Genomic DNA, 26,242 nt, shown 5'->3' with positions numbered 1-26,242 from the left:
GACGGGAGCGACTCACACGAGAGCACGGCATACCGTTTCACCATCGTGAGCCTCCCGCCCTTCCAGAGCCTCGTCGACGCGCACTGGCGCGACGTCGGGCGGCTCGCCCACGCCCTGGCCGGTCCGAACCTCGGTGACGACGTCGCGCAGCAGGCGTGGACGCAGGCCCTCGCGGCCTATCCCAGGGTCACCTCGACGCGGAACCTGCGTGGCTGGCTGCTCACCATCACCCACCGCTGCGCGATGGACGCGCACCGTGCCGCACGGCGCACGACCGTCCACGAGGACCCCGCGTCGCTGGCGTCCGCGCCGGTCGTCGAGGGCCCGTCCGTTCCGGACGACGGCCTGTGGTCCCGGGTGGCCGACCTGCCACCGCGCCAGCGCGAGGCCGTCGTCCTCAAGTACGTCGGCGACCTCGACCACCGCGCCGTCGCCGCGGCGCTGGGGACGACTCCCGCGATGAGCCGCCGACTCGTGTCGGACGCGCTCGCCGCTCTCCGAGTGGATCTGGAGGATCTGCGATGACTGCTGCCGAGGTGTTCGACGCCTACGCCCCCGATGTGCGCCCACCCGTGCTTCCCGAGTCCGACGTCTCGTATGCCGTCGAGGACACGCCCGTGGGCCGGTTGCTGCTCGCGGTGCGGGCCGACGGCCGGCTCGTCACGAGCGCGTACGTCCGGTCCGCCGACGACGAGGCAGCCTGGCTCCAGCGGCTGTCCGACGTCGTGTCGCCGCGCGTCCTGCGCCACGCGCGACCCCTCGACGGCGTACGCCGCGAGCTCGACGACTACCTGGCCGGGCGGCTGACGCGGTTCACCGTGCCGACCGACCTCGCACTGGCCAGCGCGTTCCAACGCGAGGTGCTCGGCGAGCTGGCGGCGCACGTCGGCTACGGCTCGGCGACGACCTACGGCCAGCTCGCGTCGACGATCTCGCGGCCGAAGGCCTCTCGCGCGGTCGGCACGGCGCTCGGTGCGAACCCCGTGTGCGTCTTCGTGCCGTGCCACCGTGTCCTGCCGGCCGGCGGGTCCGTGGGTGGCCGGGTCGGCGTCGGCGGGTATGCCGGTGGGCCGGCGGCCAAGGAGTACCTCCTCGCGCTCGAGGCCACCCACCGGCCGTCGGCCTGACCGAAGCAGCGCGCCGCGGCACCGCGTCCGGGCGGCGGATCCGCCGCAGGTCTACTCTGGACAAACCATGTACACGATCAAGCGTGCCGCCGAGCTCACCGGCATCGGCCTGCCGACGCTGCGGGCGTGGGAGCGCCGCTACGGTGTCGTGTCACCGGTGCGCTCGGAGGGCAAGTACCGCCTCTACTCCGACGCCGACGTCAGGGCACTGACCATCATGGCCACGCTCGTCGACGACGGGTGGACGGCGAGCGAGGCAGCGGCCGAGACCCTGCGTCGCGTCGGTGGCGTCGGTGGCGTCTCGCGGGCCGAAGCGCTGGGCACGGACGCCGTCCTCGCCTCGGCCGAGCACCCCCCGCCCCAGGGGATCGAGGAGGTCCTCGCCGCCGCCAGCGACCTCGACGGACCCCGGCTGGGCGCCGCGCTGGACCGCGGCCTCGACGGGTCGGAGGAGTTCACCCGCCGGGCCAACGAGTGGCTGCTTCCGATGCTCTCCGCCGTCGGCGGTGCGTGGGCCGACGGCCGGATCTCGCCTGCAGGTGAGCACCTCGTCAGCCATGCCGTACACCGCCGCCTCGCCGCCCTCTACGACGCGGCCCCGAGGGTGACGAGCGGACCCCTCGTCGTCCTCGGCCTGCCCCCGGGCTCACGCCACGAGCTCGGGGTCCTCGCCTTCGCCGTGGGGGCACGTCAGGCGGGGTTGCGGACGGCCTACCTCGGCGCCGACCTCCCGACGATCGACTGGGTGGGCGCGGTGTCGGGACGCCACGCCGGAGCGGCGGTACTGGCGGTCCCGCGGCTCGCGGACGTCGTCGCGGCCCAGGTCATCGTCGACCGGATCATCGCGAGCACACCCGGTGTGGTCGTCGCCGTCGGAGGCCGTCACCAGGAGGACGTCACCGGCGCCCTCCTGCTCGGCCACGACCTCGACGCGGGGATCGAGGCGCTGGGCGACGCACTCGGCCGCGCTCGGGCGCGCGGCGGCGCCTGAGCCCGAGCTGGGCCGGAGGCCGGCCGCGTGGGGTGAGGGGCGTGAGCGTCCACGCAGGACGCCGCCCCTCACCCCTGTCCGGGGTGGGGGGCGGCGCGTGGCAGCCCGGCTGCGAGGGGGAAAGGGGGGACCCCCCTCAGCACCAGGGGTAGATGAACAGGCTCGAGTCACCGGCGCGGTGGTCGGCGAGGACGACGCTCAGCGGCAGCGGGTCCGGCAGCGAGGCCACGTCGGTGCCGGCGCGCGGCACGACGCCGACGGACACCGCGGTGCTGATCGGGAGGCCGCCCTTGGCGACGGCCGAGAACAGGCCGGCGTCCTTGAGGACGCCCATTCCCGCTCGCTGGCAGTCGGTGTCGGGGGCGGCGCTCGCCGCGGGGGCGACGGCGACGGCGAGGGCGGCGGCAGCAGCGGCAGCGGCGGTGGTGACGAGCTTGTGCATGGCGGTCTCCTGGGTCGGGATGGGCCCTCGAGTCGTTGGGGCCTCGACGTCAAGAAGACTCCGTTGTGCAACCTTTGTCAAGGGTTTGTACAACGTTGGGCTCGCAGAGCTCAGCCCCGGCGTGGGTCCGGGCCGTCGATGTCCGGGCCGTCGATGTCGTAGCCGCCGAGCAGCTTGGCCATCGCCAAGTGCGGCCTGGCCTCGTCGTGCCGGCTCTGGCGCTGCAGCGTCCGCCCGAGGAGCAGCAGGGCGTAGTGGTCGTCACGGTGGTCGACGAGCATCGCCCGGAGGATCTCCTCGGCCCGGGCGAGTTGGGCGGAGTGGTAGTACGACCGCGCGAGGTAGAGGCGCAGCTCGGTCGTCCCGTGCAGGGGCGGCTCCAGCGCACTGCGGTCGACGAGGTCGATGAAGAGCACGGCCGCCTCGCGGTACTCCCCCGTCTCGAACCTCTGACGCGCCGCCTCGTAGTCGTCGGCGAACGTCGCGTCGCTCATGTCGATCTCCTTCGATCCCTTTCGATGCCAGCCGCTAGCGTCTTCTAGCAACCGTCCTAGACTTCGCTATCCGTGCCGATCGACCGCCGAACCGGGGCGCGTCAGCGGAAGGCCGACTGCCCGGTCAGGGCCTGTCCGATGACGAGCTGGTGGACCTCGGACGTCCCCTCGTAGGTGAGGACCGACTCGAGGTTGTTGGCGTGCCGCATCGGCGAGTACTCGAGCGCGATCCCGTTGGCGCCCAGCAGGGTTCGGCACTCGCGCGCGATCTTGATGGCCTCGCGGCACGAGTTGAGCTTGCCCAGGCTGACCTGCTCGGGACGGAGCGTGCCCGCGTCCTTGAGGGCGCCGAGGTGGAGGGCGAGCAGCATGCCCTTGCCGAGCTCGAGCGTCATGTCGGCAAGCTTGGTCTGGGTGATCTGGTAGCCAGCGAGCGGCTTGTCGAAGATCTCGCGGTCCTGCGTGTAGGCGATGGTCACCTCGAGTGCGTCCCGCGCCGCTCCCAGCGCACCGAAGACGATGCCGAAGCGGGCCTCCGAGAGGCAGGACAGCGGCCCGGACAGACCCCGGGCCTCGGGCAGCATCGCCGACGAGGGCAGCCGCACCCCTTCGAGCACGAGCTCGGAGGTCACCGACGCACGCAGCGAGAGCTTGCCGGTGATCTCCGGCGCCGAGAAGCCGGGCGAGTCCGTCGGCACGACGAAGCCGCGCACCGTCGCGCCGTCGCTGTCATCGGTGCGCGCCCACACGACGGCGACGTCGGCAACGGACCCGTTGGTGATCCACATCTTCGAGCCGTCGAGCACCCAGTCGTCACCGTCGCGGCGGGCGCGCGTGCGCATGCCCGCCGGGTTCGACCCGAAGTCCGGCTCGGTGAGCCCGAAGCAGCCGATCGCCTCGCCCGCGGCCATCCGCGGCAGCCACTCCTGCTTCTGCTCCTCGCTGCCGAAGCGGTGGATCGCGAACATCGCGAGCGAGCCCTGGACCGAGACGAGCGAGCGGATGCCCGAGTCGACCGCCTCCAGCTCCGCACAGGCGAGTCCGTATGCCGTGGCGCTCGTTCCCGCGCAGCCGTAGCCCTCGAGGTGCATCCCGAGCAGGCCGAGCTCGCCGAACCGGGGCGCCAGCTCGCGCACCGGGACGGAGCCGGACTCGAACCATCCCGGCACGTGGGGCCGGACCTCGGAGTCGAGGAAGGTCCGCACCGTGTCGCGCATGTCGCGGTCGTCGGCAGCGAGCAGGCCGTCGATGCCGAAGAGGTCGAGGGGGTGCTGAGCGTGCTGGGCCATGCCGCCAACCTACCTGCGCCGCACCCAGCGCTCGAGGATCGAAGCATGCCAGAGCGGTTCAGCCGTCACACGACCTCGACGAACTGAGGAGACCGTGGCCATCGGAGTGCGCCAAGCGGCACGATCCCCGTTGTCCCCCACTGGATCCTTCATGCCCCGACGAAGACGCGCCCCATCGCGAAGATCCCCCGCTGAGGGATCCAGAAGTCGCCCAGGCGCGCCTGCCCGGGCAGCGGGGCCGGATGCCCGGCATCCTGACCGTCGATCCGGGCGACGGAGTCGACGACGCGCCAGATGCGCAGTGGGTTGGCATCGAACGGCTGCCCGTTGGCCGTCAGCCCGGTCATGCCGACCCTTCCCGCGCCCAACGTCGCGGACGCGACGGCTCCCATCGCCTTGAGCATCGCCGCCGACCGCCAGGCGCGGTAGGGCAGCACGGAGCTCACGCCGTTCATGACGTGGGTCATGGGCGAGCTGCCCAGCGTCACGGTCCAGTCGACCAGCCCTGGCGACTCGACGCGCAGGACGTTCGGCGCGTCCCAGGTGAGGTCGATGTCGACCACGGTCGACTCCCGCACACCGTGGCCGAACCAGCGCGAGCAGGCAAACCGGGGTTGGGCGGACTCGTAGAAGTGCCAGACACCGGCCGGGTCGCGATGCCAGATCGAGGTGAACTGGTCGCCGACCGACGACGCGGTCCACCGACGCAACCCGAGCACATGACCGGAGTCGAACGGCTGCCCCATCACCCCGTAGCCCGAGACGCGCTCGTCAGCACCGGGCGGGAGCTGCGGATGCCGCTCCCGCTCGACCGCACAGTCACGCGGAGACTTCACGACCCGAACGTAGTCCTCCGAGCGCGCACACGGCACGCCAAAGCCGATGATCGCCCGGCCGCAGTGCCGCCTCGGGTCGATCGACCACCGACAGGTCGGCCCAGCACCCGAGTCGGATTCACGACGGCAGGGCCCGCCGAAACACAGGTGACGAGACGGCATACGGGCAGGGAGACTGGACTCTCGTGGCACATCTCGAGGTCAACCAGGTCGGGTTCACGCTCCCCGACGGGCGTCCCCTGCTCGACGGCGTCCAGTTCCGCGTGGGCGAGGGCCAGCGGGTCGCGCTCATCGGGCCCAACGGCACCGGCAAGACCACCCTGACCCGGATCATCTCCGGGGACCTCGCCGCGCACGAGGGCGCCATCACGCTGAGCGGCACGCTCGCGGTGATGAACCAGTTCGTCGGCAAGGTCCGCGACGACTCCACGGTGCGCGACCTGCTCATCACCGTCGCCCCGGAGCGCATCCACAAGGCGGCGCTGGCGGTCGATGCGGCGGAGCTGCGGATCATGGAGGTCGACGACGAGCCGGCGCAGATGGCCTACGCGCAGGCACTCGCCGACTGGGGCGACGCGGGCGGCTACGAGTTCGAGACGACCGTGTGGGACACCGTCACGACACAAGCCCTGGGTATGCCGTTCGAGCGGGCCCAGTGGCGTGCCGTCACCTCCCTGTCGGGAGGCGAGCAGAAGCGGGTCGTGCTCGAGGCGCTGCTCAGCGGCCCGGCCGACCTGCTCCTCCTCGACGAGCCCGACAACTACCTCGACGTGCCGGCGAAGCGCTGGCTCGAGGACCGGCTCATCGCCTCGGACAAGACGGTGCTCTTCATCAGCCACGACCGCGAGCTGCTGTCACGCGTCGCCACGGCCGTCGTCACGCTCGAGCCCGGGGCCAACGGTGCGAGCGCCTGGACGCACCCCGGCTCGTTCGCGACGTGGCACCAGGCGCGTGTCGACCGCAACGACCGGCTCGACGAGATGCGCCGACGCTGGGACGAGGAGCACGCCAAGCTCAAGGCGCTCGTCGTCATGTACCGGCAGAAGGCGGCCTACAACGACGGCATGGCCTCGCGGCTGCAGGCGGCGGTGACCCGGCTCGCGAAGTTCGAGAAGGCCGGGCCGCCCGAGAAGGTTGCCCTCGCACAGAACGTCACGATGCGCCTCACCGGTGGCCGGACGGCCAAGCGCGCCGTGGTGTGCACCGCTGTCGAGCTGCTCGCGCCGGGTGATCCGGGCGATCCGGCCGAACCCTCGGGTGTCGATGCCCTGATGCAGCCGTTCGACCTCGAGGTGTGGTTCGGCGAGCGCGTCGCCGTCCTCGGGTCCAACGGCTCGGGCAAGTCACACTTCCTCCGGCTCCTCGCGGCCGGCGGCAGCGACCCGGACGTCGAGCACCAACCGGTGGGTGAGATCGCACCGGAACCGGTGCGGCACAGCGGTTCTGCACGGCTCGGCTCACGCGTGCGCCCGGGCTGGTTCGCCCAGACGCACGACTCCCCCGAGCTCCGGGGACGCACCCTGCTCGAGATCCTCCACCGCGGCGACGAGCACCGCGCCGGGCGCGGCCGCGAGGAGGCCTCTCGCGTCCTCGACCGCTACGAGCTGGCCCGCCAGGGCGAGCAGACCTTCGACTCGCTCTCGGGCGGTCAGCAGGCGCGCTTCCAGATCCTCCTGCTCGAGCTGTCGGGGGCCACACTGCTGTTGCTCGACGAGCCGACCGACAACCTCGACCTGCACTCGGCCGAGGCGCTCGAGATCGCCCTCGGCGCCTTCGAGGGGACAGTGCTCGCGGTGACCCACGACCGGTGGTTCGCGCGCGCGTTCGACCGGTTCCTCGTGTTCGGCAGCGACGGGCGCGTCGTCGAGACGCCCGAGCCGGTGTGGGACGAGGCGCGGGTCAGCCGCGCCCGCTGATCCCCGGACCATCGGAGGACTCGGTGGGACCAGCGGAACGCATGAGCGAGAACTCCTCGCCGTCGGGACCCCGCACCGTCGCGATCCGGCCGAACTCGACGTCCCAGGGGTCGTCCGGCGCCGCGCCGCCCGCGTCGAGCACGCGCTGGCGGGCCGCGTCGACGTCGTCGACCTCGAAGGTCACGCACCACCGGGGCCCCAGCGAGTCACCGTCCTGCTGGTCGCCCATGCCGCCGGCCGGCCACCTCCCGCCCGGTGGGGTGAAGGTCGCATAGCCGATGCCCGACACCGACAGGTCCTCGTAGGTGAGGCCGAAGACGCCGGCGTAGAAGGCCCTCGCAGCGTCGAGGTCGCTCGTGACGAGGTCAACCCAGCCGACGGCGCCGTGCTCGTTGTGCGCGTCGTAGCCGGTGTGCTCGCGAGACTCCCACGCGCCGAACGCCGCACCGGCGGTGTCGACCCACAGCCCCATCCGCCCGAAGGCCCCGATCTCCATCGGCTCGAGCACGAGGTGCGCGCCGGCGAGAGCAGCCGCCTGCGCCGTCGCCCCGATGTCGTCGGTCGCGAGATAGGTCGTCCACACCGAGGCCCACTCGCCACCGGCATCCATCGGCGGGGACATGCCGGCCACGCGGCGGCCGCCGACGAGGGCGTTGTTGTAGTGGCCGTACTCGGGCCCGCTGTCCTCGAACTCCCACCCGAGGACCGACCGGTAGAACTCCTGGCTGCGAGCCAGGTCGCCGACCGTGATCTCGACCCAGCAGGGCGTTCCCGCCGGCCACCTCTGCGCGTGCGTCGCCATGCCGCGACCGTATGCCGTCCGCTCGCCGCCGCGCCAGCGTCAGCAGGCTCGGACCGCCGCCATCACCTGTCCGGCGTAGCCACCCCCGAAGAGGACTGCGTGGACGAGCAGCGGATGCAGCTGGTGGAGTGGGATCCGGGCGCGCCACCCGTCGTCGAGCGGACTCACCTCCTCGTAGGCCGCGACGATGCGGTCCAGGTGCGGAGCACCGAAGAGGGCGAGCATCGCGAGGTCGCTCTCACGGTGACCCCCGTGCGCCGCCGGGTCGATGAGCACGACACCGTGCGCGGTCCACATGAGGTTGCCCGACCAGAGGTCCCCGTGGACCCGGGAGGGCGTGTCGCCGGTGTCGAAATCTCCTGCGGCACAGCGCCCCCCGAGTCTGTCCACGGCGCTGGCATCCTCGGCGTCCAGCTCGCGGGCATCACGCGCGAGCCGGGTCAGGGCGGCGAGGCGGACGGCATACATCTCTCCCCAGCTGGGCCACGAGCCGACCTCGAGGGGAAGCGGGGACGCCGCCGGTCCGAACCAGCCCTCGCGGTCCCAACCGGGTGGCGGGGCACCCCACGCGGCCGCGCCCGCGCGGTGCGTGGACGCGAGGGCTGCGCCGAAGTCCTCGGCCGCCTTCGCTGTCGGCGCCGCTGCGACGAGCCGGTCGAGGACGAGCCCGTCGGACCGCACCTCACGGACCCCGACGACGTCGGCTCCACCCCCGGTGGTCGCCTCGCCCAGCCACCTCAAGCCGGCAGCCTCCCAGTCGGCGTACCCGACGGGTCCGCCGTCGACCCGCTTGACCCATGTCGCATCCGGAGCAGCCACCCGCCCACAATGTCATCCGTGAGCGACGTGACCCTCCGAGACGCGACCGCCGATGACGCCGCGGCGTGCGCCGCCATCTACGCGCACTGCGTCGAGCACTCGACGGTGACCTTCGAGGAGGTCGCGCCCTCGGCGGAGGTCATGGCGGGGCGCATCGCGGTGGCGCAGGAGCAGCACGCCTGGCTCGTCGCCGAGCGCGACGGCGTCGTGGTCGGCTACGCCTACGGCGGCCCGTTCAAGGCGCGTGCCGCCTACCGCTTCTCGTGCGAGGTGAGCGTCTACCTCGACCCCTCGGCTCGCGGGGCCGGCCTCGGCCGGGAGCTGTATGCCGTCCTGCTGGGTCGCATGGAGTCGCTCGGCCTGCGGATGGCCTGCGGAGGGGTCACCCTGCCGAACGACGCGAGCGTCGCCCTGCACCGGGCCCTCGGGTTCGAGCCCGTCGGCACCTACCGCAGGATCGGCTGGAAGCTCGGCGCCTGGCGCGACGTCGCGTGGTTCCAGAAGTCGCTCGGCGGCGACGGCCCACCGCCTTCGGGCTGAGCCCTCAGGACGGGCGTCCGCGGTGACGGGTCAGTCGGTGGCGGTGCTCGGGCGGGCGCCGTAGACGATCGGCACGTAGTCGCGGTGCCGCTCGATCCACCCCTTGATGAAGGGGCACAGCGGCAGCACCTTGCGGGTGCCGGCCTCGCGCACGTCGTCGAGGGCGAACTGGGCGAGAGCGGAGCCGATACCCCTGCCCTCGAACGCCGGCTCGACCTCGGTGTGGGTGAAGACGATGAGCTCGTCGGTCAGCTGGTAGGCCGCGATTCCGGCGAGGTCCCCTCCCACGTGCGCCTCGTAGCGGTTCTTGCCCTGGTTGTTCGTCACGACGACGTCATCAGCCATGCTGGTCATCAGACCACACGCCACCCGGACCGAGAACCCCAGGGAGCGCCCCATGGCAGACGTCCACGTCCTCACCCCGCGCGAGGTGCCCCTCGGCGGTCCGCGCGCCATGACGGTGCGCCGCACCCTGCCCCACCGCGACCGGTCCTTCGTCGGCGCATGGTGCTTCGTCGACCACTACGGCCCTGACGACGTCGACAGCACCGGCGGGATGGACGTCCCGCCGCACCCGCACACCGGGCTACAGACCGTGAGCTGGCTCTTCGAGGGCGAGGTCGAGCACCGCGACAGCGGCGGCGTCCACGCCATGGTGCGCCCGGGCGAGGTCAACCTCATGACGAGCGGTCACGGCATCGCCCACTCCGAGGTTTCGACCGCGGGGACGAGGAAGCTGCACGGCGTCCAGCTGTGGGTGGTCCTGCCGGAGGCCGACCGGGACCTCGAGCGCGAGTTCCAGCACCACGCCGCACCCGTCCTCCGCCTCGGTGACGGTGTCGAGGGGCGCGTCTTCGTCGGGTCCCTCGCCGGGCACTCCTCGCCCATCCGCACCCGCACACCGCTGCTCGGCGCGGAGGTGACCCTCGCGGCAGGCGCGACGTGGACGGCTCCGGTCGACACGGCATACGAGCACGGGGTGCTGGTCGACACCGGGAGCGTGACGTTCAACGGCACCCCGCTCGGGCGGGGCGACCTCGGCATCGTCGACGCCGGCCTCGGCGAGCTCACCGTCGAGGCGCTCGAGCCGACCCGCATCGTGCTGCTCGGCGGCACGCCCTATGACGAGGCGATCGTCATGTGGTGGAACTTCATCGGTCGCGACCACGACGAGATCGTCGCCTTCCGCGACGCGTGGCAGTCGCGCGCCGAGCGCTTCGGCGAGGTCGAGGGGTATGCCGGCCGGCTCACCTGGCTGCCCGCCCCCGAGCTCCCCGGTGGACGCCTCCGCAGCCGGGACCGCCACGGGCGGCACTGACCGCACCCTCGACAGATACCCAAGGGGGGTATAGTATCGAGGCATGAGCGAGCACGAGGGCCACCAGCACGCCTACATCGAGAGCGGCAACAAGGACGACTACCTCAAGCGCCTGCGTCGCATCGAGGGGCAGGCCCGCGGCCTCCAGCGAATGGTCGAGGAGGAGAAGTACTGCATCGACATCCTCACCCAGGTCTCCGCGATGACCAAGGCCCTGCAGTCGGTCGCCCTCGGCCTGCTCGACGAGCACATGAGCCACTGCGTCGCCGACGCGGCGCGCCAGGGCGGCCCCGAGGCCGACGCCAAGCTCAAGGAGGCGAGCGACGCGATCGCCCGCCTCGTCAAGTCCTGATCCGCTGAGCCACCACTCCCAACCCACCACTCCGAAGGAGCCATCCATGAGCACCCAGACCTTCACCGTCACCGGCATGACCTGCGGCCACTGCGTCGCCTCCGTCACCGAGGAGGTGAGCGAGCTCTCCGGCGTCGAGAACGTCGACGTCGACCTCGCCACCGGAGCCGTCACCGTCACGAGCACCGAGCCGCTCGAGGACGACGCCGTGCGCGCCGCCGTCGAGGAAGCCGGCTACCAGCTGGCATGAGCACCTCCGTGCGGGTCGTCGGGTTCCTCGCCGCACTGGCGGCGGTCTTCGGGATCACGCTCGCCGCGGGTCGCGCCATCGGCCCCGTCGAGGCGTTGGGCGGCGGGAGCACCCCGACCCACGACACCCACGCGTCGCCCACCCCGGGTCGAGCGACGCCGGACCCGTCCGGCGCGCCCGACGGGTCCGCCGACGCGGCGCACCAGCCCGGCGGCCTCCAGGTCTCGCAGGACGGCTACACGCTCCGCCTGCTCCACGACGACCTCCCGGCCGGGGCACGGACCCCGCTCGAGCTCGTCGTCGAGGGTCCGGACGGCAGGCCGGTCACGGCATACACACCGCAGCACGAGAAGGAGCTCCACCTCATCGCGGTGCGACGCGACTTCTCCGGCTTCCAGCACGTCCACCCGACCCGTGACGCCGACGGCACCTGGGGCACCGAGCTCGCGCTGACGCCGGGCGCCTGGCGCGTCTTCGCCGACATGACGCCGGCCGGTGCGGAGCCCCTGACCCTGGGCGCCGACGTCTCCGTGGCCGGGGCCTACGCGCCCGCCGCTCCCCCGGCGCGGGACGTTCGCACCGCCACGGTCGACGGCTACACCGTCGAGCTCGCCGGCGACCTCACACCGGGCACCGACTCCGAGGTCACCCTGTCGGTGAGCCGCGGAGGCGCTCCGGTCACGGACCTCCAGCCCTACCTCGGCGCCTACGGGCACCTCGTCGCGCTGCGCACCGGCGACCTCGCCTACCTGCACGTCCACCCCGAGGGCGAGCCCGGCGACGGCTCGACGCAGCCCGGACCCGGCATCACCTTCGGCACCACGGTCCCGAGCGCCGGGACCTACCGGCTCTTCCTGGACTTCCGCCACGCGGGCGTCGTGCGGACCGCCGCGTTCACCGTCACCGCGGGCACGCCCGCTGCCCTGCCGACAGGAGGCAGCAGTGACCACACGCATTGACCTCGACATCACCGGGATGACCTGCGCCTCGTGCGCCAACCGGATCGAGCGCAAGCTCAACAAGCTCGAGGGCGTCACGGCCACGGTCAACTACGCCACCGAGAAGGCGCGGGTCGAGTTCCCGGAGACCGTCTCACCCGAGCAGCTGCTCACGACCGTCGAGCAGGCCGGGTATGCCGCGACCCTGCCTCCCGCACCCGACGCACCTCGGCCCTCGGGCGAGGACGCCGAGCCGGACCCGACGCGGGCACTGCGCGACCGGCTCCTCATCTCGACCGTCCTGTCGGTCCCGGTCGTCGCGATGGCGATGGTGCCAGCCCTGCAGTTCACCTACTGGCAGTGGCTCTCGCTCGTGCTCGCCGCCCCCGTCGTCGTGTGGGGTGGCTGGCCGTTCCACCGGGCCGCCTGGGTCAACCTGCGCCACGGCGCGACGACGATGGACACCCTCATCTCGGTCGGCACGCTCGCGGCGTTCGGCTGGTCCGTCTACGCACTGTTCCTCGGCACTGCCGGGACGCCGGGCATGACGCACCCCTTCGAGCTCACCATCGAGCGAGGGGACGGCTCGGGCAACATCTACCTCGAGGCCGCCGCCGGCGTGACGACGTTCCTGCTCGCCGGGCGCTATGCCGAGGCCCGGGCCAAGCGGCGCTCCGGCGCGGCCCTGAGGGCGCTCCTCGAGATGGGCGCCAAGGACGTCGCCGTCCTGCGCGACGGTCCCGGCGGCCGCACCGAGCAGCGCATCCCCGTCGAGCAGCTCGCCGTCGGTGACGAGTTCGTCGTCCGCCCAGGCGAGAAGGTCGCCACCGACGGCGTCGTCACCGAGGGCGCCTCCGCCGTCGACGCGTCGATGCTCACCGGCGAGTCCGTGCCGGTCGAGGTCGGTGTCGGCGACGCGGTCGTCGGTGCCACGGTCAACTCCGGCGGTCGCCTCGTCGTGCGCGCAACCCGCGTCGGTGGCGACACCCAGCTCGCGCAGATGGCCCGGCTCGTCGAGGACGCCCAGAACGGCAAGGCCGAGGTCCAGCGGCTTGCCGACCGGATCTCCGGCATCTTCGTCCCGATCGTCATCTCGCTGGCCGTCGGCACGCTGGGCTTCTGGCTCGGCAGCGGCGGCGGCTGGACGGCTGCGCTCACGGCAGGGATCTCGGTCCTCATCATCGCCTGCCCCTGCGCCCTCGGGCTGGCGACGCCGACCGCCCTCATGGTCGGCACCGGGCGCGGCGCCCAGCTCGGCATCCTCATCAAGGGCCCGGAGGTCCTCGAGTCCACGCGCCGCGTCGACACCGTCGTCCTCGACAAGACCGGCACCGTCACGACCGGGCAGATGTCGCTGCGTGACGTCGTCGCCGCCCCGGGCGAGGACCGCGACGAGGTCCTGGCCCTCGCCGCCTCGATCGAGCACGGCTCGGAGCACCCCATCGCCCGCGCGATCGGCGGCGGTGCCGAGGCCGCGGGCCTGGACCTCCTGCCCGTCGAGGGCTTCACGAGCACCGACGGGCTCGGCGTCCAGGGCGTCGTCGACGGCCACGCCGTCGTCGTCGGCCGCCCGCAGTTCTTGACCAATTGGTCGATTGTTGTCGGGGCCGAGCTCGAGGAGGCACTCGCCGCGGCCCGGGCGAGCGGTGGCACCGCGGTCGTGGTCGGCTGGGACGGCGAGGCACGCGGCATCCTCACCGTCTCCGACGGCGTCAAGCCCGAGGCGGCGCAGGCGATCTCGCGGCTGCGCGACCTCGGCCTCACTCCGTGGCTGCTCACCGGCGACAACGTCGAGGCGGCCCGCACGGTCGCCGCCGAGGTCGGCATCGACCCTGCCAACGTCATCGCCGACGTCATGCCGGCCGACAAGGTCGACGTGGTCCGGCGACTCCAGGACGAGGGCAAGGTCGTCGCGATGGTCGGCGACGGGGTCAACGACGCGGCGGCCCTCGCCACCGCGGACCTGGGAATGGCCATGGGCACCGGCACCGACGTCGCCATCGAGGCGAGCGACCTCACCCTCGTGCGCGGCGACCTCCGGGTCGCACCCGACGCGATCCGGCTCGCGCGACGCACCCTGACGACGATCAAGGGCAACCTGTTCTGGGCGTTCGGCTACAACGTCGCCGCGATCCCGCTCGCGGCAGCCGGGCTGCTCAACCCGATGCTCGCCGGTGCGGCGATGGCCCTGTCGTCGGTCTTCGTCGTGACGAACAGCCTGCGGCTGCGTGGCTTCCGCGCCGAGACGTGACGCCACACCCCTCCCAGCGTCGGAGACCGAGCCCAGGAACGCTCCGCGCCCTGTCGTGACGCGGAAGTCGTCACACGACGCGGCAATATCCGCGTCGCACCACGACTTCCGCGTCACGGGCGAGGGGCGCGGACCGGCGGACCAGCGGCGAGTGGCGTGTGGCGCGCGGGGCGGTTCAGGCGAGCGACTCGGCGAGAGTGGCCAGCCGATCGAGCGAGGCGCGGAGCTGCGGCTCCCCCGTGGCGCGGGCCCGCGGCATACGGGCCTCGTCGGTGAGCCCGGTCCAGTCGTAGGTGTGCGCCACCCGGGACCTGCCGTCCTCGAGGGCCTCGACCTCCCAGCGCCACTCGTGACCGGCCGGCGCCTCGCCCTCGTTCCCGGGGCGCCACGCGATGCGCCGGCCCTCCTCGAAGTCCACGATGAGGTTGTCCCTGTGGTTGCCCTTGGTCGTCCGCATCGCGAAGACCTCACCGGCGGCGCGGATCCGGTCGCCCTTGATGACCTCGACGAGGTTGTCGTTGCCGTCCCACTCCGGCTGGCGGCGCGGGTCCGCGATGAGCTCGAAGACGGTCTCGGCGGGAGCGGCGATGGTCCTGGTGGCGTTGACGACGCGGTTCTCGGTCTCCATGTGCCCATCGAAGCACGTCGACGACGCCGGGTCGCCGTCCGGACGAGAGGAGCGGGACGAGGGCGCTGGCCCTGCCGCTGGCGCTGACAGCACGCTGGCGTGAGCGCTACCCGACGGGCCCGGTGCCCGGTCGACCCGTTCGGCCGCCCGCCGGACCGAGCCGGTAGCCCACGTCCTCGACGATGTCGGCCAGGATCTCGTCGTCCATGCGCACCACCGGCGAGTCCGTCGGCCAGAACTCCCCGGCGATCCTCAGGTGGATCGCCCCGCCGTCGACGAGCTCACCGCGAACCCCGCACCGTCCCCGGACGGGTGGGTGGTTCGGGCCGGCGAGGTAGACGAGCCAGTGCGGGTTCCGGCCCAGGGTCAGCAGGGCGCACCACTCGTCGTCGATGCCCCGGACGAGGCTGTAGTCCCACTCGGACGTCACCGGGCCGGCATACGCGCGTCGCACCGTGAGCAAGGTCCCCACCGACTGGACCAGCGCCCACAGGAGGGCCGCGACCGCCCCCGCGCCCAGACCGTAGCGCAGGTTCATGGGGAGCTCGAACACCAGGAGCGCGGCCGCCCCCAGCACGACCGCCGGCCACCACCGCGCGCTGCCGAGGGCGATGAGGAGAGGTCGGTAGGCCGGCTCGTCGGGTGGGCTGCCCGTGCCGTCCCGGTCCCAGCCCTCCTTCACGGCGAGCGCGTCGAGCAGTGTGAGCAGGTCGGCGTCCGCGGCCACCTCGACGGTCGGCGCCACCCTCACCTCGGGGATGGCCAGCCGGCCCAGGCGGATCGGCGGTCGGCGCAGCCGGACCAGTGTGATGCCTCCGAGCGCGAGGAGGCTGAGGACTCCGGGGACCGCGGTCACCACGCTGAGGGCGTCGTAGGAGTCCGGGCGGTCCAGCGCGCTGCCCTCGAACGGGAAGGCCAGGACACGGATCGGGACGGTGTCGCCCACCGCGGGGTACGGCTCGTAGCAGTCGACCTCGGCATAGCCACCCAGGACCGACCCGTCGGTGCTGTCGGGCCACCGCACACCGCAGTCGGTGTAGCCGTCCTCGGGGTACTCGACCGCGCGCACCATCGTCGCGTCGACGTCCCGGCCCATCGCCCACAGTCCCTGGAAGGCGGCGAAGGCGAGGACGGAGAGCACGATGAGCGCCAGGGGAACCGTCGGCAGGGCCGCGCGCACCCGTCGCCAGCGCCCTGCCCGGCTCGCAGGACGGTCGAGCTGGGCGTCGAACGCAGGCCCCCACTCGTCGAGGGCTCCGACGAGGTGGTGCTGACCCGAGGCGTCGACGAACCCCCGCTGCTCGGCGAAGTCCAGCAGCTCGTCGTCGACGACCTGGCGGCGTGCCCCGGCGTCGCGGAACGTGGTTCGGCCCACCCGGAGATGGGTTCGTGGACCGATGACGACGACATCGTCCCCATCGACGTAGGCGCGGGCCCGACGCTGCGCGTCGCCGGAGCCCACGAGGACGGGCACGGTGACGGCCCTGCCCCGCTGGGCTGCTGCGACACCACGCCGAGCCGACGCGTCCCGCAGCATGGCGAAGGCGACTCCGCCCAGGACGCACAGCAGCAGGAACCCGAGGTAGGGCAGCACCGACGACAACGCACTCACGGGAGGTCACCCTAGGACCGAGATGACACGATCGGGGCATGACCTCGATCCTCTGGCTGCGTCGTGACCTGCGGCGCAGCGACCACCCCGCGCTGCTCGCGGCCCGTGACGCCGCGGGCGACGACCTCGTCGTCGCCTTCGTCATCGACCCCGGGCTCTGGGACGGCGCGGGGCCGGTGCGACGGGCCTGGCTGGCCGCCACCCTCGAGGCCACCAACACGGAGTACGACGACGCCCTGACCCTGCTCTGGGGTGACCCCCTCGAGGTGCTGCCGGCCCTCGCCGAGCGGGTCGGGGCGTCATCGGTCCACGTCACCCGCGAGACCACGCCCTTCGGCCACCGCCGGGACGAGTCCGTCGCGGAGGCGCTGTCGGCTGCCGGTGTCGAGTGGGTCGAGACCGGGACCCCGTATGCCGTCGGGCCCGGTCTCGTGACCAACGGGAGCGGGACGGCATACAAGGTCTTCACGCCCTTCGCGAAGGCGTGGCGGGCGCACGGCTGGCCCGACCCCGCACCCCGTCCGGCAAGCCTCCCGTTGCGGCAGGCCCGCAACGACGCCGAGGCGACCCGTGCGATCCGGGAGGCGCTCGCGGCACCCGACCTGCCCCGGCTGCCGGCTGCGGGTGAGAAGGCCGCCATGGCGCGGTGGCGCGAGTTCCTCGACGGCGCGCTGACGGCATACAAGGGCGACCGAGACCGGCCGGGCACCGACGGGACGTCACGGATGTCGCCGTACCTCAAGCTCGGCGTGGCGCACCCACGCACGCTCCTCGCCGACCTCGCGAGCCGTCGTGGCGAGGGCAAGGAGACCTACGTCAACGAGCTGGCGTGGCGTGAGTTCTATGCAGATGTGCTGTGGCACAACCCTTCCAGCGCGTGGAAGGACCTGCGGGACGCCCTCGACGGGATGGCCTACGACGACGAGTCCGACGCCGTGGAGGCGTGGCGGACCGGCACGACGGGATACCCGATCGTCGACGCCGGGATGCGCCAGCTGCTCGCCGAGGGGTGGATGCACAACCGCGTCCGGATGATCACGGCGAGCTTCCTCACCAAGGACCTGCACGTCTGGTGGCCGGTCGGCGCGAGGCACTTCCTCGACCACCTCGTCGACGGTGACATCGCGTCGAACAACCACGGGTGGCAGTGGGTCGCGGGGACGGGGACCGACGCCTCGCCGTACTTCCGCGTCTTCAACCCGGTGACGCAGGGCGAGAAGTTCGACCCCGACGGGGAGTACGTCCGGCGCTGGGTGCCCGAGCTCGCGCACCTGCGCGGCAAGGCGGCGCACCAGCCGTGGGAGCACGACGACGGCTACGCCCACGACTACCCGAAGCGCATCGTCGACCACACCGAGGAGCGGCGTGAGGCGCTGCGTCGGCTGGACGCCACCAAGCACTGAGGGCCCACCTACCGCGAGGTCCTGCGTCAGCCGACCGCGCGCAGGAACCTCTCGAGCAGAGGGCCTGCCGTCGTGGCGCCACCCTCGCCCTCGCCGACGAAGACCGCGACCGCGAGGTCGCCCTGGATGCCGACCATCCAGGCGTGCTCCTTGAGCGCCCCCGCCTCGCCGAACTCGGCGGTGCCCGACTTGGCGAGCACGGGTTCGCCCGGCACGTCCGCCAGGAACGTCGCGCTGCCCGACGTGACGACGCCACGCATGAGGGCCCTGAGCTGGCCCGCCTCGGCCGCGGTCACGGGCGAGGCCGGGGCCTTCGGCGCGGTGGGAGTCGCTGCCGCGCCGGGGACGACGAGGGTCGGGGAGACCGGCTTGCCGGCTGCGATGGAGGCCGCCACCGTCGCCATGCCGAGCGGGGAAGCGAGCACCTTGGACTGGCCGATCATCGAGGCCGCCTCGTCGGTGCCGGGCTCGGGCTCGGGCACGGAGCCGAGGAACCCCGAGATCCCCAGCTGCGGCTCGGCGGTGAGGCCCAGACCGGCAGCAGCGGCGGGGAGCTCGGCGGGATCGAGGTCCTCGCCGGCGCGGATGAAGGCGGTGTTGCACGAGTTCGCGAAGGCGGTGCTGAACGGCACCGAGCCCAGGGCCGAGGCCGGGAAGCCGTCGACGTTCTTGAACGAGCGCCCGTCGACGGTGACGGTCGGCGTGCACTGGACGGGCGCCGTCGGGGTCAGCCCGGAGCGCAGGAGGGCGAGCGTCGACACCGTCTTGAACGTCGAGCCCGGTGCGTAGCGACCCTGGGTCGCGGTCGAGACCCCCTTGCTGCCCGGTCCGCTCGCGGCGGCGAGGACGCGACCGGTCGACGGCTGGATCGCGACGACGGCGGAGGCGGGCGCGACGCCGGCGAGCACCGTCTCGGCCGCTGTCTGGGTCGCGATGTCGAGCGTGAGGGTCACCGGGGTGCCCGGCTCCGGCTCGGTGGTGAAGAGGGTGCGCTCCTCTGCGCCTCCGGAGGTCACGACCGTGTAGCCCGGGGTGCCGGCCAGCTGGGTGTCGTATGCCGCCTGCACGCCTCCGATGCCGACGCGGTCTCCCGCGACGACGCGGCCCTCGGACTTCTCGACGATCTCGGCCGTGGCGTCACCGACGACGCCGAGGATCGGCCGGGCGAAGGTCGCCGTGGGCGCCAGCGGCACCTTGGCGCTGACGAAGAAGACTCCGGGCTCGTCGACCTCACGGGCCGCCAGCTCCTCGGGGCCGCCGACCCGGGCGGTCAGGGCCTCGACGAAGGCGCGCTCGCCCGCCTTCTGCACCGATGACACGTAGTTCTCGACGTTGATTCCCACGGCCTGAGCCAGCAGCCGGGCCGACGAGGCGGCCTGTGCCGGCGTGGCCTTGGTCTTGTCGATGCCGATGCGCTCGACGTCGCGCAGCTCGACGATGGGGCGGTCGCCGGCCCCGAGGACCGGTGCGCGCTCGGGCTGCTGGCGCTTCGTCCGCAACAGCTCACCCTCGGCGAGGTCCGGTGCGACGACGGCGGGATCCCAGCTGCCGACCCACCTCCCGTCCACCTTCGTCAGCCGGAGCGGTGTCTCGTATGTCCACGGGGTCTCGCTCCCGGGCAGGGTCCACGAGTGCGCGAGGGTGGCACGCGCCGATCCGCCGTCCGGCTCGGTGACCGCCTGGGCCCGCACGGTGTGCGTGGCCCCGCCCATCCCCCTGATGATCGGCTCGAGCTCGGGCGTCCCGCCGGAGGCGTCGACCATCGCGCCCGAGTCGGCGAACCCTCCCTGCGAGAGGTCCTCGGCGACGAGTGCGGCCGCCGCTCGGACCGCCTCGGCCTCCCTGTCGCGCCACCACACGAAGCCGCCTGCCGCCACGAGTGCCAGCACGACGACGACCACCCCGACCTTGACTCCCCACCCACGCGAACGCACTGCACGACCCCTCACGGTCCGACGGCTTTCCTGGTCACATCCCTGACGGGCCGCTCGACCGGCCCGCCCTCGTCACTCTGTCACCGACGGCAGGGCCAGGTCGCACCGAGCGCGCGGGGTGGCGCCGATCCACACCGGATCGTCACATCTCGGTTCACGACGTGGCGAACCGGCGCGAGACGCGTTCCACGATGGCGGCGACGACGAGGGCGAGGCCCGCACCGAGCGCGCCGGCGAGCAGGGCGTTGTCCTCCACCCACCGTCCGGCGAGCGTCCCGAGCGCGACCGACCAGGCCGCCCACAGACCAGCCGACAGGACGGTCCAGGCAGCGAAGCGCGGTTGCGAGTACCCCGCGGCGCCGGCCATGAGGTTGACGGCCGCACGTCCCACCGGGATCCAGCGACCGACGACGACGATGAGTGCGCCGCGACTGTCGAAGCCGCGACGCGCCCAGTCCATGGTCCGTCGTCCACGGTCACTGCGCCGGACGAGCCGGTCGAAGCCGGTGCGGCTTCCCAGCAGGTACGCGAGGTTGTCGCCCACCCAGGCGCCTGCCCAGGCGACGGCGAGCAGACCCAACCAGTGCGGCGCACCCGTGGAGGCGCCGACCGCCGCGAGCGCGATGAGGACGCCCTCGCTCGGCAGCGGCGGGACGATGCCGTCGACGGCGAAGTAGACGAAGAGCGCCGGCAGCAGCCAACCGGCGCCGGCGTTCGCCTCGATGAGCTCGTTGACCGACTCCAGCATGCCCCCAGTCTGACGGCAGGCTCCGTGTGCCGGGCGAGCGGCCGCCCCGGTGAGGCGGGCTCAGGTGCCGGGCGTCGACCCCACGGAGCCGCCGGTGAACAGGCAGAAGGTGTGCCCCGCCGGGTCGGCGAGGACGTAGAGCGGCTCCTCCTCGTCGTCGCTCCGGTCGAGCCGCAGCTCGGCCCCCAGCCCCAGCGCGACGTCCTTGTGGCGCTCGAGCTCCTCGACGCTGTCGACGATGTAGTCGATGTGGACCTGCTGGGGCACGGAGTGGTCGGGCCACGTCGTGGGCCGGTGCTCCGGCTCCTCCTGGATCGCGAGCTGCCGCGTGCCGTCGGGCCGGGTGAGGACGAGCCAGTCCGCGTCGTCGGGACTGCCGTCGGCCGGCGGCTCGTCGCCGGCGCGGTAGACCAGTCCGAGCAGCCGGCGGTAGAACTCGGCCAGCTCGCGGGGCCGCTGGCAGTCCAGAACCGTGTGGACGTATGCCGGGTGGCTGCCCATGGCGGTCACTCCCTTCGTCGTCGGTGAGGGTTGGGGAACTCGCCCTACCGGCATACCACTCCCAGTGACCATGTGCGCGAGGCGAGGTCCGGAGGATCGTGGGAGGTGTCCGGCTCGTCCCGGGCCGGCGCGGATCCCGGAGGTTCCCCATGAAGCTGATGTCTCGCGTCCTTGTGTCCTTCGCCCTCGTCCTCGGGGCGAGCGCCCTGTCCGTCCAGCCCGCCTCCGCCGCGGACGACAGGTGGACCGCACACCTCAGTGCCGCGCAGGAGGTCCCGCCCAATGCCTCGCTGGCCCAGGGACAGCTCATCCTCTCGCTGTCCGACGACGGCACCGCCCTGGACTACCGCCTCGTCGTCGCGAACATCGACAACCTGGTGGCGGCGCACATCCACCTCGCCCCGGCCGGTGTCAACGGTCCTGTCGTCGCCTTCCTGTTCGGCGCGGTTCCCCCGGGAGGCGGGCGCACCAGTGGTGTCGTGGCGACGGGGACGATCACGGCGGCGAACCTCGTCGGCCCGCTGGCCGGGCAGCCCCTGTCGGCCCTCGTCGACGCGATCGAGTCGGGCGGGACCTACGTCAACGCCCACACCAACGACGGCGTCACACCCGTGACCAACGAGCCGGGCGACATCCCCGGCGGCGAGATCCGGGGGCAGATCGGCTGACTCTCTCCTGGTCGTCGCACCCGCAGATCGTCCACAGATCGTCCGCAGCGCGGGCGCAGCGTGACCGCAGTGGTTCCGCAGCGGCATACCGGAGCCTCGTCCTGCGCGCGGGCACCCGGCCCGCCCGGAGCAAGGAGGCCATCGTGACGACCGTTGCGAGGACACTGAAGAAGGCCCTGTATGCCGGTGCCGCCGCCGCCCTGATGGGCGCGACGTTCGTCGGCACCACCGCGGCACCCGCCTCGGCGGAACCGCGCGACGGCACCTGCAACGCGGGCGAGTTCTGCCTGTACTACGGCGAGGGACAGACCGGTGCGGTCGCCGACTTCACCAACAGCAAGCGCGACTACACCGAGAGCGGGTCGTGCATCACGTTCGAGGGTGCCGGAAAGGCCGGCAACGGGGTCTGCGTCCAGAACCACGCGAAGTCGGTGTGGAACCGGACCGGCGGCACGGCATACGAGTTCTACAGCTCCGACTTCGGCGGCACCTACGACGTCGTTCCGAGCGGGGTCCAGGCCAACCTCAACGCCAACGTCTACAACGACAACGCCTCGCACATCCTCGGCGACGCGTCGCTGCGCTTCCCGCTCAACGTGACGCAGGCGCAGATCAAGAACCGTTCGCCGCACTGGTGCTGGGACAGCAAGACCAACTGCCACCACGACTACAACGCGGCCGACATCTTCGCGGCCGCCGGCACCGCGGTCGTCTCACCGGTCGGCGGTGTCGTCATGACGAAGAACGTCCGCTCGAGCGGCGTCGGCAGCACCGTGACGGTCAAGGACGACTTGGGGCGGCTCTGGTACTTCGCGCACATGCACCACAGCCCGGCCCCGGTCGTGGTGGTGGGCGAGCGGGTGAGCAAGGGCGAGCGGATCGGAACCGTCGGCACGTCGACGCACGCCCTCGGCACGCCGGCGCACCTGCACCTCGACATGCGGGTCGGCGTCGACGAGCGCGTGGGCTGCAGCGGCGCGGACTGCGCGTCGTACGGCTTCGTCAACAACCAGCCGCTGCTGCGCAACGCCTTCCTGGAGCGTCCGGCGAGCTGAGGGGTGCGCTGGCTGCTGAGGTGAGCTGAGCGGGGCGGCCGCCCCTCAGGTGCTGGCGGCCCGGACCAGTCTCTCGCCGAGGGCCCGCACCGCCGCCCTGACCTCGTCACCCTGCTCGACCCGGAACGCGCCGGGCAGGGTGGCGAGGTCAGCGGCATACCCACGGGGGTTGCTCGTGCTCCCGACGAGGCGGCACGTGGTGGGCGTGAGCGGCTCGACCCGGCCCATCGTCGTCGGAATGCACTGCACGACCTGGTCGGCCGGGGCGTCGACGACGACCTCGACGGCGTAGTCCCAGCCCTCGCCGAGGTGGCGCACGAGCGCCTCAACCGGGTCGAGGTCGCTCGGCGGGATGAAGGTGCCGTCGAGGAGCGAGACCCGCCGGACCCGGTCGATGCGGTAGGCGCGGGTCGCCTCGGAGGTGAGTGAGTGGCACAGGAGGTACCAGCGGCTGTGCCGGACGACGACGGCCCACGGCTGCACGTCGAGCAGGAGCTCACGACCGGCTTCGGTGCGGTAGTCGATCCGCACCTCCCTCCCGTCCGCGCAGGCCTGCACGAGCACGGCCGTCGACTCGGGCGCCGGTCTCGCGTCCGGGTGGTCGGGGACGGGAGCTGCGACTCGGCGAACCGTCTCCGCCTGTGCCGCAACGGCTTCGGGCAGGGTGCGCAGGATCTTGCCGATCCCGCTGCCGACCGGGTCATCGGTGTCGTCGGGGTCGTGGGACCGTCGAGGACGGCCATGACCAGGCCCAGCGCCTCGGCGGGGGTGAAGACGACCGGTGGCGGCCGGAGACCGCGTCCGGGCCGGTAGCCGCCGGCCGGTCCGCTCACGGACGCGATGGGTATGCCGGCCTCCCGCAGCGTCGCGACGTAGCGGCGGGCGGCGCGCGGGGTGACGCCCAGACGGTCACCGAGGCGGTCGGCGGTGATGCCCGGCTGGCCCTGGATGAGCTCGAGCGTGCGCAGGGCCCGGGCGGTGGGGCTGGCGTCGACGAGGTCGGCATCGAGGGTCATGGTCGAGAGTTTTTCGCATCGCCGACGATTGCGGAAGGCTTCCGTCCGCAATCTCTCCTACGTTGTCCGCCATGACCGAGATCGTGCTCTTCCACCACATCCAGGGCCTCACCTCCGGCGTCACGGCGTTCGCCGACACGCTGCGCGGCGCGGGCCACGTCGTCCACACCCCCGACCTCTTCGAGGGGCAGACCTTCGGCTCCATCGACGAGGGGGCCGCGTTCTGCAAGGAGGTCGGGTTCGGCGAGGTGCGCGAGCGTGGGGAGCGTTCCGTGGCGGACCTCCCGAACGCCCTCGTGTATGCCGGGTTCTCCCTCGGCGTCATGCCGGCGCAACAGCTCCTCCAGACCAGGCCGGGAGCGCTCGGCGGGCTGTTCTTCCACTCGTTCGTCGACCCGAAGGAGTTCGGCGAGTGGCCGTCGGGGGTTCCCGTGCAGGTCCACTCGATGGACGCCGACCCGTACTTCGTCGACGAGGGTGATCTCGACGCCGTGCGGCCCTTCATCGACTCGCACCCCGAGGCGGAGCTGTTCCTCTATCCCGGCAACGGCCACCTGTTCGCGGACAGCTCGCTCCCGGACCACGACGAGGAAGCGACCCGGCTGGTGCTCGAGCGCTCGATCGAGTGGCTGCGGACGCTGTGAGCGAGCCCGTGGTGGAGCCGCCCCCCACGGGGCGGGAGTTTCGCGACGAAGAGCTGCTGGGTGCCACCTTCGACCACGTCGACCTCTCCGGCTCCCGGTGGAACCGCGTGGACCTCACCGGGTCGACGCTCCGCTCGGTCGACCTGACGGAGGTGGACATCCGCAACGTCGCGATCACGCAGGCGAGGGTGCGTGGCGCCTACCTCAGTGACGTCGAGATCTGGGGTGAGGTCGAGCGAGTGAGCATCAACGGGGTTGACGTCGGCGCGCTGGTCGAGGCCGAGCTCGACCGACGGCACCCCGAGCGTCGGGCGATGCACCCGACCGATCCCGCGGGGTACCGGGAGGCGTGGAAGGTGCTCGACGGGTTGTGGGGCGGCACGGTCGAGCGAGCCCGAGCGCTGGAGGCGATCCACCCCGGCGTGCTCCACGAGAGTGTCGAGGGCGAGTGGTCCTTCATCGAGACGCTGCGCCACCTTGCCTTCGCGACGAGTTCGTGGCTCAGCCGGGCCATCGAGGGCGACCCGTCCCCATGGCACCCGCTCGAGCTGCCCTGGGACGAGATGCGTGAGACGCCCGGCGTGCCGAGGGACCGCACTGCCCGGCCGTCGCTCGACGAGGCGCTGGCGCTGCGGCGCGACCGGTTCGAGCGAGTTCGGGCGTTCCTGGCCAGCCTCACCGAGGAGACGCTGGCCGGGCGGACGTCTCCGGCCGAGGGGGTCGGCTGGCCGCCCGCCGGTGAGAGCTTCCCGGTCAGGGAGTGCCTCGACACCCTGCTCAACGAGGAGTGGTGGCACCGCCAGTTCGCCGAACGAGACCTCGCCGTTCTCGAGGCCAGGTCGGACGCGGACTCGAGTGGACGGCATACGACGGTGGAGGAGTCATGACCGACGCAGCTCAGCCGCACGACGACACGCCTTGGGAGCCACCGATCGCCGGAAGGGAGGCGGAGCAGGTCCTCGGTGCGCTCGACCGGCTGCGGTGGACGTTCCGGTGGAAGGCCGACGGGCTCGACGCCGACGGGTTGGGGCAGCACATCGGTGCCTCGACGCTGACGCTCGGGCGCCTGCTCAAGCACCTCGCCGTCGCCGAGGACCACACGTTCCAGGTCAAGCTGGCCGGCGACCCGATGCCGGACGACTGGGCCGACAACGGGTGGGACGACGATGACGACTGGGAGCTCACGTCCGCGGACTCCGACGACCCTGCGACGCTGTATGGGTTCTGGGACAGGGCCGTCGAACGGTCCCGCGCGCGGACGGCGGCTGTCCTGGCGGCCGGTGGGTTGGACCATCCAGTGCACGTCAGCGACGAAGGCCGGCACGCGAGCGTGCGGCGCTTGCTGCTGGACACGATCGAGGAGTACGGCCGGCACACGGGGCACGCGGACCTGCTGCGCGAGGCGGTCGACGGGCGAGTGGGAGAGGATCCCCCGCCCGGCTGGCGCCCCACCAGCGGAGGCTGAGGGCACAGGGCCGGATGGTGTCCGGCCGGAAGGGGCGCGTCGGGGCGGCAAGCGGAGCCGAGCCGGGCCGTCAGAACGGAATGGCCTCGGTCAGAGCGGGACACGCTGCGAGCCGTCACAACGCGATGACCTCGAACAGGGTGGGGCGCACGCTGCGAGCCGAGACGTGACAACGGGATGACCTCGAGCAGGGCGCGGCGCCC

At 72.4% G+C, this 26,242-nt stretch carries 29 protein-coding genes and 1 pseudogene; 16 read left to right on the top strand and 14 right to left on the bottom strand.

Annotated elements, in window-relative coordinates; all coding sequences use genetic code 11:
- The first annotated feature begins 45 nt into the window (after positions 1–45).
- From LL946_RS08600 to LL946_RS08590, 3 genes are all read left to right on the top strand, one after another.
- On the top strand, positions 46–525 hold the full coding sequence (locus LL946_RS08600; RefSeq protein ID WP_404386614.1) for an RNA polymerase sigma factor: 480 nt from the start codon (positions 46–48) through the stop codon (positions 523–525).
- The gene (locus LL946_RS08595) at positions 522–1,127 is read left to right on the top strand and encodes a methylated-DNA--[protein]-cysteine S-methyltransferase (protein ID WP_404386613.1); all 606 of its coding nucleotides are present in this window, start codon (positions 522–524) and stop codon (positions 1,125–1,127) included. The genes LL946_RS08600 and LL946_RS08595 overlap by 4 nt, the downstream gene beginning before the upstream one ends.
- Before the next feature lie 67 nt (positions 1,128–1,194).
- Positions 1,195–2,118 (top strand): MerR family transcriptional regulator, encoded by a 924-nt coding sequence (locus tag LL946_RS08590; RefSeq protein ID WP_404386612.1) that lies wholly within the window; start codon positions 1,195–1,197, stop codon positions 2,116–2,118.
- A gap of 136 nt (positions 2,119–2,254) precedes the next feature.
- On the opposite strand, the gene LL946_RS08585 is transcribed toward LL946_RS08590, so the two are convergent.
- The 4 genes from LL946_RS08585 to LL946_RS08570 all read right to left on the bottom strand — a co-directional run bounded on the left by LL946_RS08585 (position 2,255) and on the right by LL946_RS08570 (position 5,179).
- Positions 2,255–2,560, bottom strand: a complete 306-nt coding sequence (locus LL946_RS08585; RefSeq protein WP_404386611.1) for a hypothetical protein — start codon at positions 2,558–2,560, stop codon at positions 2,255–2,257.
- 110 nt (positions 2,561–2,670) lie between these two features.
- Positions 2,671–3,054 (bottom strand): tetratricopeptide repeat protein, encoded by a 384-nt coding sequence (locus LL946_RS08580; RefSeq protein WP_404386610.1) that lies wholly within the window; start codon positions 3,052–3,054, stop codon positions 2,671–2,673.
- Positions 3,055–3,155: 101 nt separating this feature from the next.
- The gene (locus LL946_RS08575; RefSeq protein ID WP_404386609.1) at positions 3,156–4,343 is read right to left on the bottom strand and encodes an acyl-CoA dehydrogenase family protein; all 1,188 of its coding nucleotides are present in this window, start codon (positions 4,341–4,343) and stop codon (positions 3,156–3,158) included.
- Positions 4,344–4,492: 149 nt separating this feature from the next.
- Entirely contained in the window at positions 4,493–5,179 is a 687-nt protein-coding gene (locus LL946_RS08570; protein WP_404386608.1) for a hypothetical protein, read from the bottom strand.
- 185 nt (positions 5,180–5,364) lie between these two features.
- Between LL946_RS08570 and LL946_RS08565 the strand changes: the two genes are divergently transcribed.
- Positions 5,365–7,095, top strand: coding sequence for an ABC-F family ATP-binding cassette domain-containing protein (locus LL946_RS08565; RefSeq protein WP_404386607.1), 1,731 nt, complete (start codon positions 5,365–5,367; stop codon positions 7,093–7,095).
- Here the strand turns inward: LL946_RS08565 and LL946_RS08560 are convergent.
- Both LL946_RS08560 and LL946_RS08555 read right to left on the bottom strand, forming a co-directional pair.
- Positions 7,079–7,897, bottom strand: a complete 819-nt coding sequence (locus LL946_RS08560) for a VOC family protein (protein WP_404386606.1) — start codon at positions 7,895–7,897, stop codon at positions 7,079–7,081. The genes LL946_RS08565 and LL946_RS08560 overlap by 17 nt on opposite strands.
- A 39-nt stretch (positions 7,898–7,936) precedes the next feature.
- Positions 7,937–8,716, bottom strand: a complete 780-nt coding sequence (locus LL946_RS08555) for a fructosamine kinase family protein (protein ID WP_404386605.1) — start codon at positions 8,714–8,716, stop codon at positions 7,937–7,939.
- A gap of 18 nt (positions 8,717–8,734) precedes the next feature.
- Between LL946_RS08555 and LL946_RS08550 the strand changes: the two genes are divergently transcribed.
- Positions 8,735–9,256, top strand: coding sequence for a GNAT family N-acetyltransferase (locus tag LL946_RS08550; RefSeq protein WP_404386604.1), 522 nt, complete (start codon positions 8,735–8,737; stop codon positions 9,254–9,256).
- 30 nt (positions 9,257–9,286) lie between these two features.
- Here LL946_RS08550 and LL946_RS08545 read toward each other — a convergent pair whose 3' ends face one another.
- The gene (locus LL946_RS08545; protein ID WP_404386603.1) at positions 9,287–9,601 is read right to left on the bottom strand and encodes a GNAT family N-acetyltransferase; all 315 of its coding nucleotides are present in this window, start codon (positions 9,599–9,601) and stop codon (positions 9,287–9,289) included.
- Between the two features lie 52 nt (positions 9,602–9,653).
- Here LL946_RS08545 and LL946_RS08540 point away from each other — a divergent pair, with 52 nt between their 5' ends.
- From LL946_RS08540 to LL946_RS08520, 5 genes are read left to right on the top strand one after another with little or no spacing between them, the layout of a single operon-like run.
- Positions 9,654–10,574 carry a pirin family protein gene (locus LL946_RS08540; RefSeq protein ID WP_404386602.1) on the top strand — a complete coding sequence of 307 codons (921 nt, stop codon included), beginning with the start codon at positions 9,654–9,656 and terminating at the stop codon, positions 10,572–10,574.
- A 43-nt stretch (positions 10,575–10,617) separates the two neighbouring features.
- A complete protein-coding gene (locus LL946_RS08535) occupies positions 10,618–10,926 on the top strand; it encodes a metal-sensitive transcriptional regulator (RefSeq protein WP_404386601.1) in 309 nt (102 codons plus the stop codon).
- 46 nt (positions 10,927–10,972) lie between these two features.
- Entirely contained in the window at positions 10,973–11,176 is a 204-nt protein-coding gene (locus LL946_RS08530) for a heavy-metal-associated domain-containing protein (RefSeq protein WP_404386600.1), read from the top strand.
- Complete coding sequence (locus LL946_RS08525; RefSeq protein ID WP_404386599.1) at positions 11,173–12,135, top strand: hypothetical protein; 963 nt, start codon at positions 11,173–11,175, stop codon at positions 12,133–12,135. Before LL946_RS08530 ends, LL946_RS08525 begins: the two co-directional genes overlap by 4 nt.
- Positions 12,136–12,151: 16 nt before the next feature.
- A complete protein-coding gene (locus LL946_RS08520; RefSeq protein ID WP_404386841.1) occupies positions 12,152–14,365 on the top strand; it encodes a heavy metal translocating P-type ATPase in 2,214 nt (737 codons plus the stop codon).
- A 175-nt stretch (positions 14,366–14,540) separates the two neighbouring features.
- On the opposite strand, the gene LL946_RS08515 is transcribed toward LL946_RS08520, so the two are convergent.
- Together LL946_RS08515 and LL946_RS08510 are read right to left on the bottom strand one after the other, a co-directional pair.
- The gene (locus LL946_RS08515) at positions 14,541–14,993 is read right to left on the bottom strand and encodes an SRPBCC family protein (protein ID WP_404386598.1); all 453 of its coding nucleotides are present in this window, start codon (positions 14,991–14,993) and stop codon (positions 14,541–14,543) included.
- A 106-nt stretch (positions 14,994–15,099) separates the two neighbouring features.
- The gene (locus LL946_RS08510; RefSeq protein WP_404386597.1) at positions 15,100–16,605 is read right to left on the bottom strand and encodes a hypothetical protein; all 1,506 of its coding nucleotides are present in this window, start codon (positions 16,603–16,605) and stop codon (positions 15,100–15,102) included.
- A gap of 38 nt (positions 16,606–16,643) precedes the next feature.
- On the opposite strand from LL946_RS08510, the gene LL946_RS08505 reads away from it, so the two are divergent.
- A complete protein-coding gene (locus LL946_RS08505; protein WP_404386596.1) occupies positions 16,644–18,008 on the top strand; it encodes a cryptochrome/photolyase family protein in 1,365 nt (454 codons plus the stop codon).
- Positions 18,009–18,034: 26 nt separating this feature from the next.
- Here the strand turns inward: LL946_RS08505 and LL946_RS08500 are convergent, their stop codons facing one another.
- The 3 genes from LL946_RS08500 to LL946_RS08490 all read right to left on the bottom strand — a co-directional run bounded on the left by LL946_RS08500 (position 18,035) and on the right by LL946_RS08490 (position 21,191).
- The gene (locus tag LL946_RS08500; RefSeq protein ID WP_404386595.1) at positions 18,035–19,942 is read right to left on the bottom strand and encodes a penicillin-binding transpeptidase domain-containing protein; all 1,908 of its coding nucleotides are present in this window, start codon (positions 19,940–19,942) and stop codon (positions 18,035–18,037) included.
- Positions 19,943–20,096: 154 nt separating this feature from the next.
- Positions 20,097–20,690, bottom strand: a complete 594-nt coding sequence (locus LL946_RS08495; RefSeq protein ID WP_404386594.1) for a DedA family protein — start codon at positions 20,688–20,690, stop codon at positions 20,097–20,099.
- Between the two features lie 60 nt (positions 20,691–20,750).
- On the bottom strand, positions 20,751–21,191 hold the full coding sequence (locus LL946_RS08490; RefSeq protein WP_404386839.1) for a VOC family protein: 441 nt from the start codon (positions 21,189–21,191) through the stop codon (positions 20,751–20,753).
- A gap of 149 nt (positions 21,192–21,340) precedes the next feature.
- On the opposite strand from LL946_RS08490, the gene LL946_RS08485 reads away from it, so the two are divergent.
- Positions 21,341–21,859, top strand: a complete 519-nt coding sequence (locus tag LL946_RS08485) for a CHRD domain-containing protein (protein ID WP_404386593.1) — start codon at positions 21,341–21,343, stop codon at positions 21,857–21,859.
- 143 nt (positions 21,860–22,002) lie between these two features.
- The gene (locus LL946_RS08480) at positions 22,003–22,914 is read left to right on the top strand and encodes a peptidoglycan DD-metalloendopeptidase family protein (RefSeq protein WP_404386592.1); all 912 of its coding nucleotides are present in this window, start codon (positions 22,003–22,005) and stop codon (positions 22,912–22,914) included.
- 45 nt (positions 22,915–22,959) lie between these two features.
- Here the strand turns inward: LL946_RS08480 and LL946_RS08475 are convergent, their stop codons facing one another.
- A complete protein-coding gene (locus LL946_RS08475; RefSeq protein WP_404386591.1) occupies positions 22,960–23,445 on the bottom strand; it encodes a helix-turn-helix transcriptional regulator in 486 nt (161 codons plus the stop codon).
- Between the two features lie 335 nt (positions 23,446–23,780).
- Positions 23,781–23,930: pseudogene (locus LL946_RS08470) on the bottom strand (HTH domain-containing protein); the annotation flags it as partial.
- A 71-nt stretch (positions 23,931–24,001) separates the two neighbouring features.
- Between LL946_RS08470 and LL946_RS08465 the strand changes: the two are divergent.
- From LL946_RS08465 to LL946_RS08455, 3 genes are read left to right on the top strand one after another with little or no spacing between them, the layout of a single operon-like run.
- Positions 24,002–24,574 carry a dienelactone hydrolase family protein gene (locus tag LL946_RS08465; protein ID WP_404386590.1) on the top strand — a complete coding sequence of 191 codons (573 nt, stop codon included), beginning with the start codon at positions 24,002–24,004 and terminating at the stop codon, positions 24,572–24,574.
- A gap of 11 nt (positions 24,575–24,585) precedes the next feature.
- Positions 24,586–25,461 carry a DinB family protein gene (locus LL946_RS08460; RefSeq protein ID WP_404386589.1) on the top strand — a complete coding sequence of 292 codons (876 nt, stop codon included), beginning with the start codon at positions 24,586–24,588 and terminating at the stop codon, positions 25,459–25,461.
- Positions 25,458–26,039 (top strand): DUF664 domain-containing protein, encoded by a 582-nt coding sequence (locus LL946_RS08455; protein WP_404386588.1) that lies wholly within the window; start codon positions 25,458–25,460, stop codon positions 26,037–26,039. The genes LL946_RS08460 and LL946_RS08455 overlap by 4 nt, the downstream gene beginning before the upstream one ends.
- Positions 26,040–26,242 lie beyond the last annotated feature (203 nt).

It is taken from the genome of Knoellia locipacati, assembly GCF_044791685.1.
GTDB lineage: Bacteria > Actinomycetota > Actinomycetes > Actinomycetales > Dermatophilaceae > Knoellia > Knoellia locipacati_A.
The sequence above is the reverse complement of the archived record's forward strand: the minus strand, read 5'-3'. Positions and strand labels throughout refer to the sequence as shown.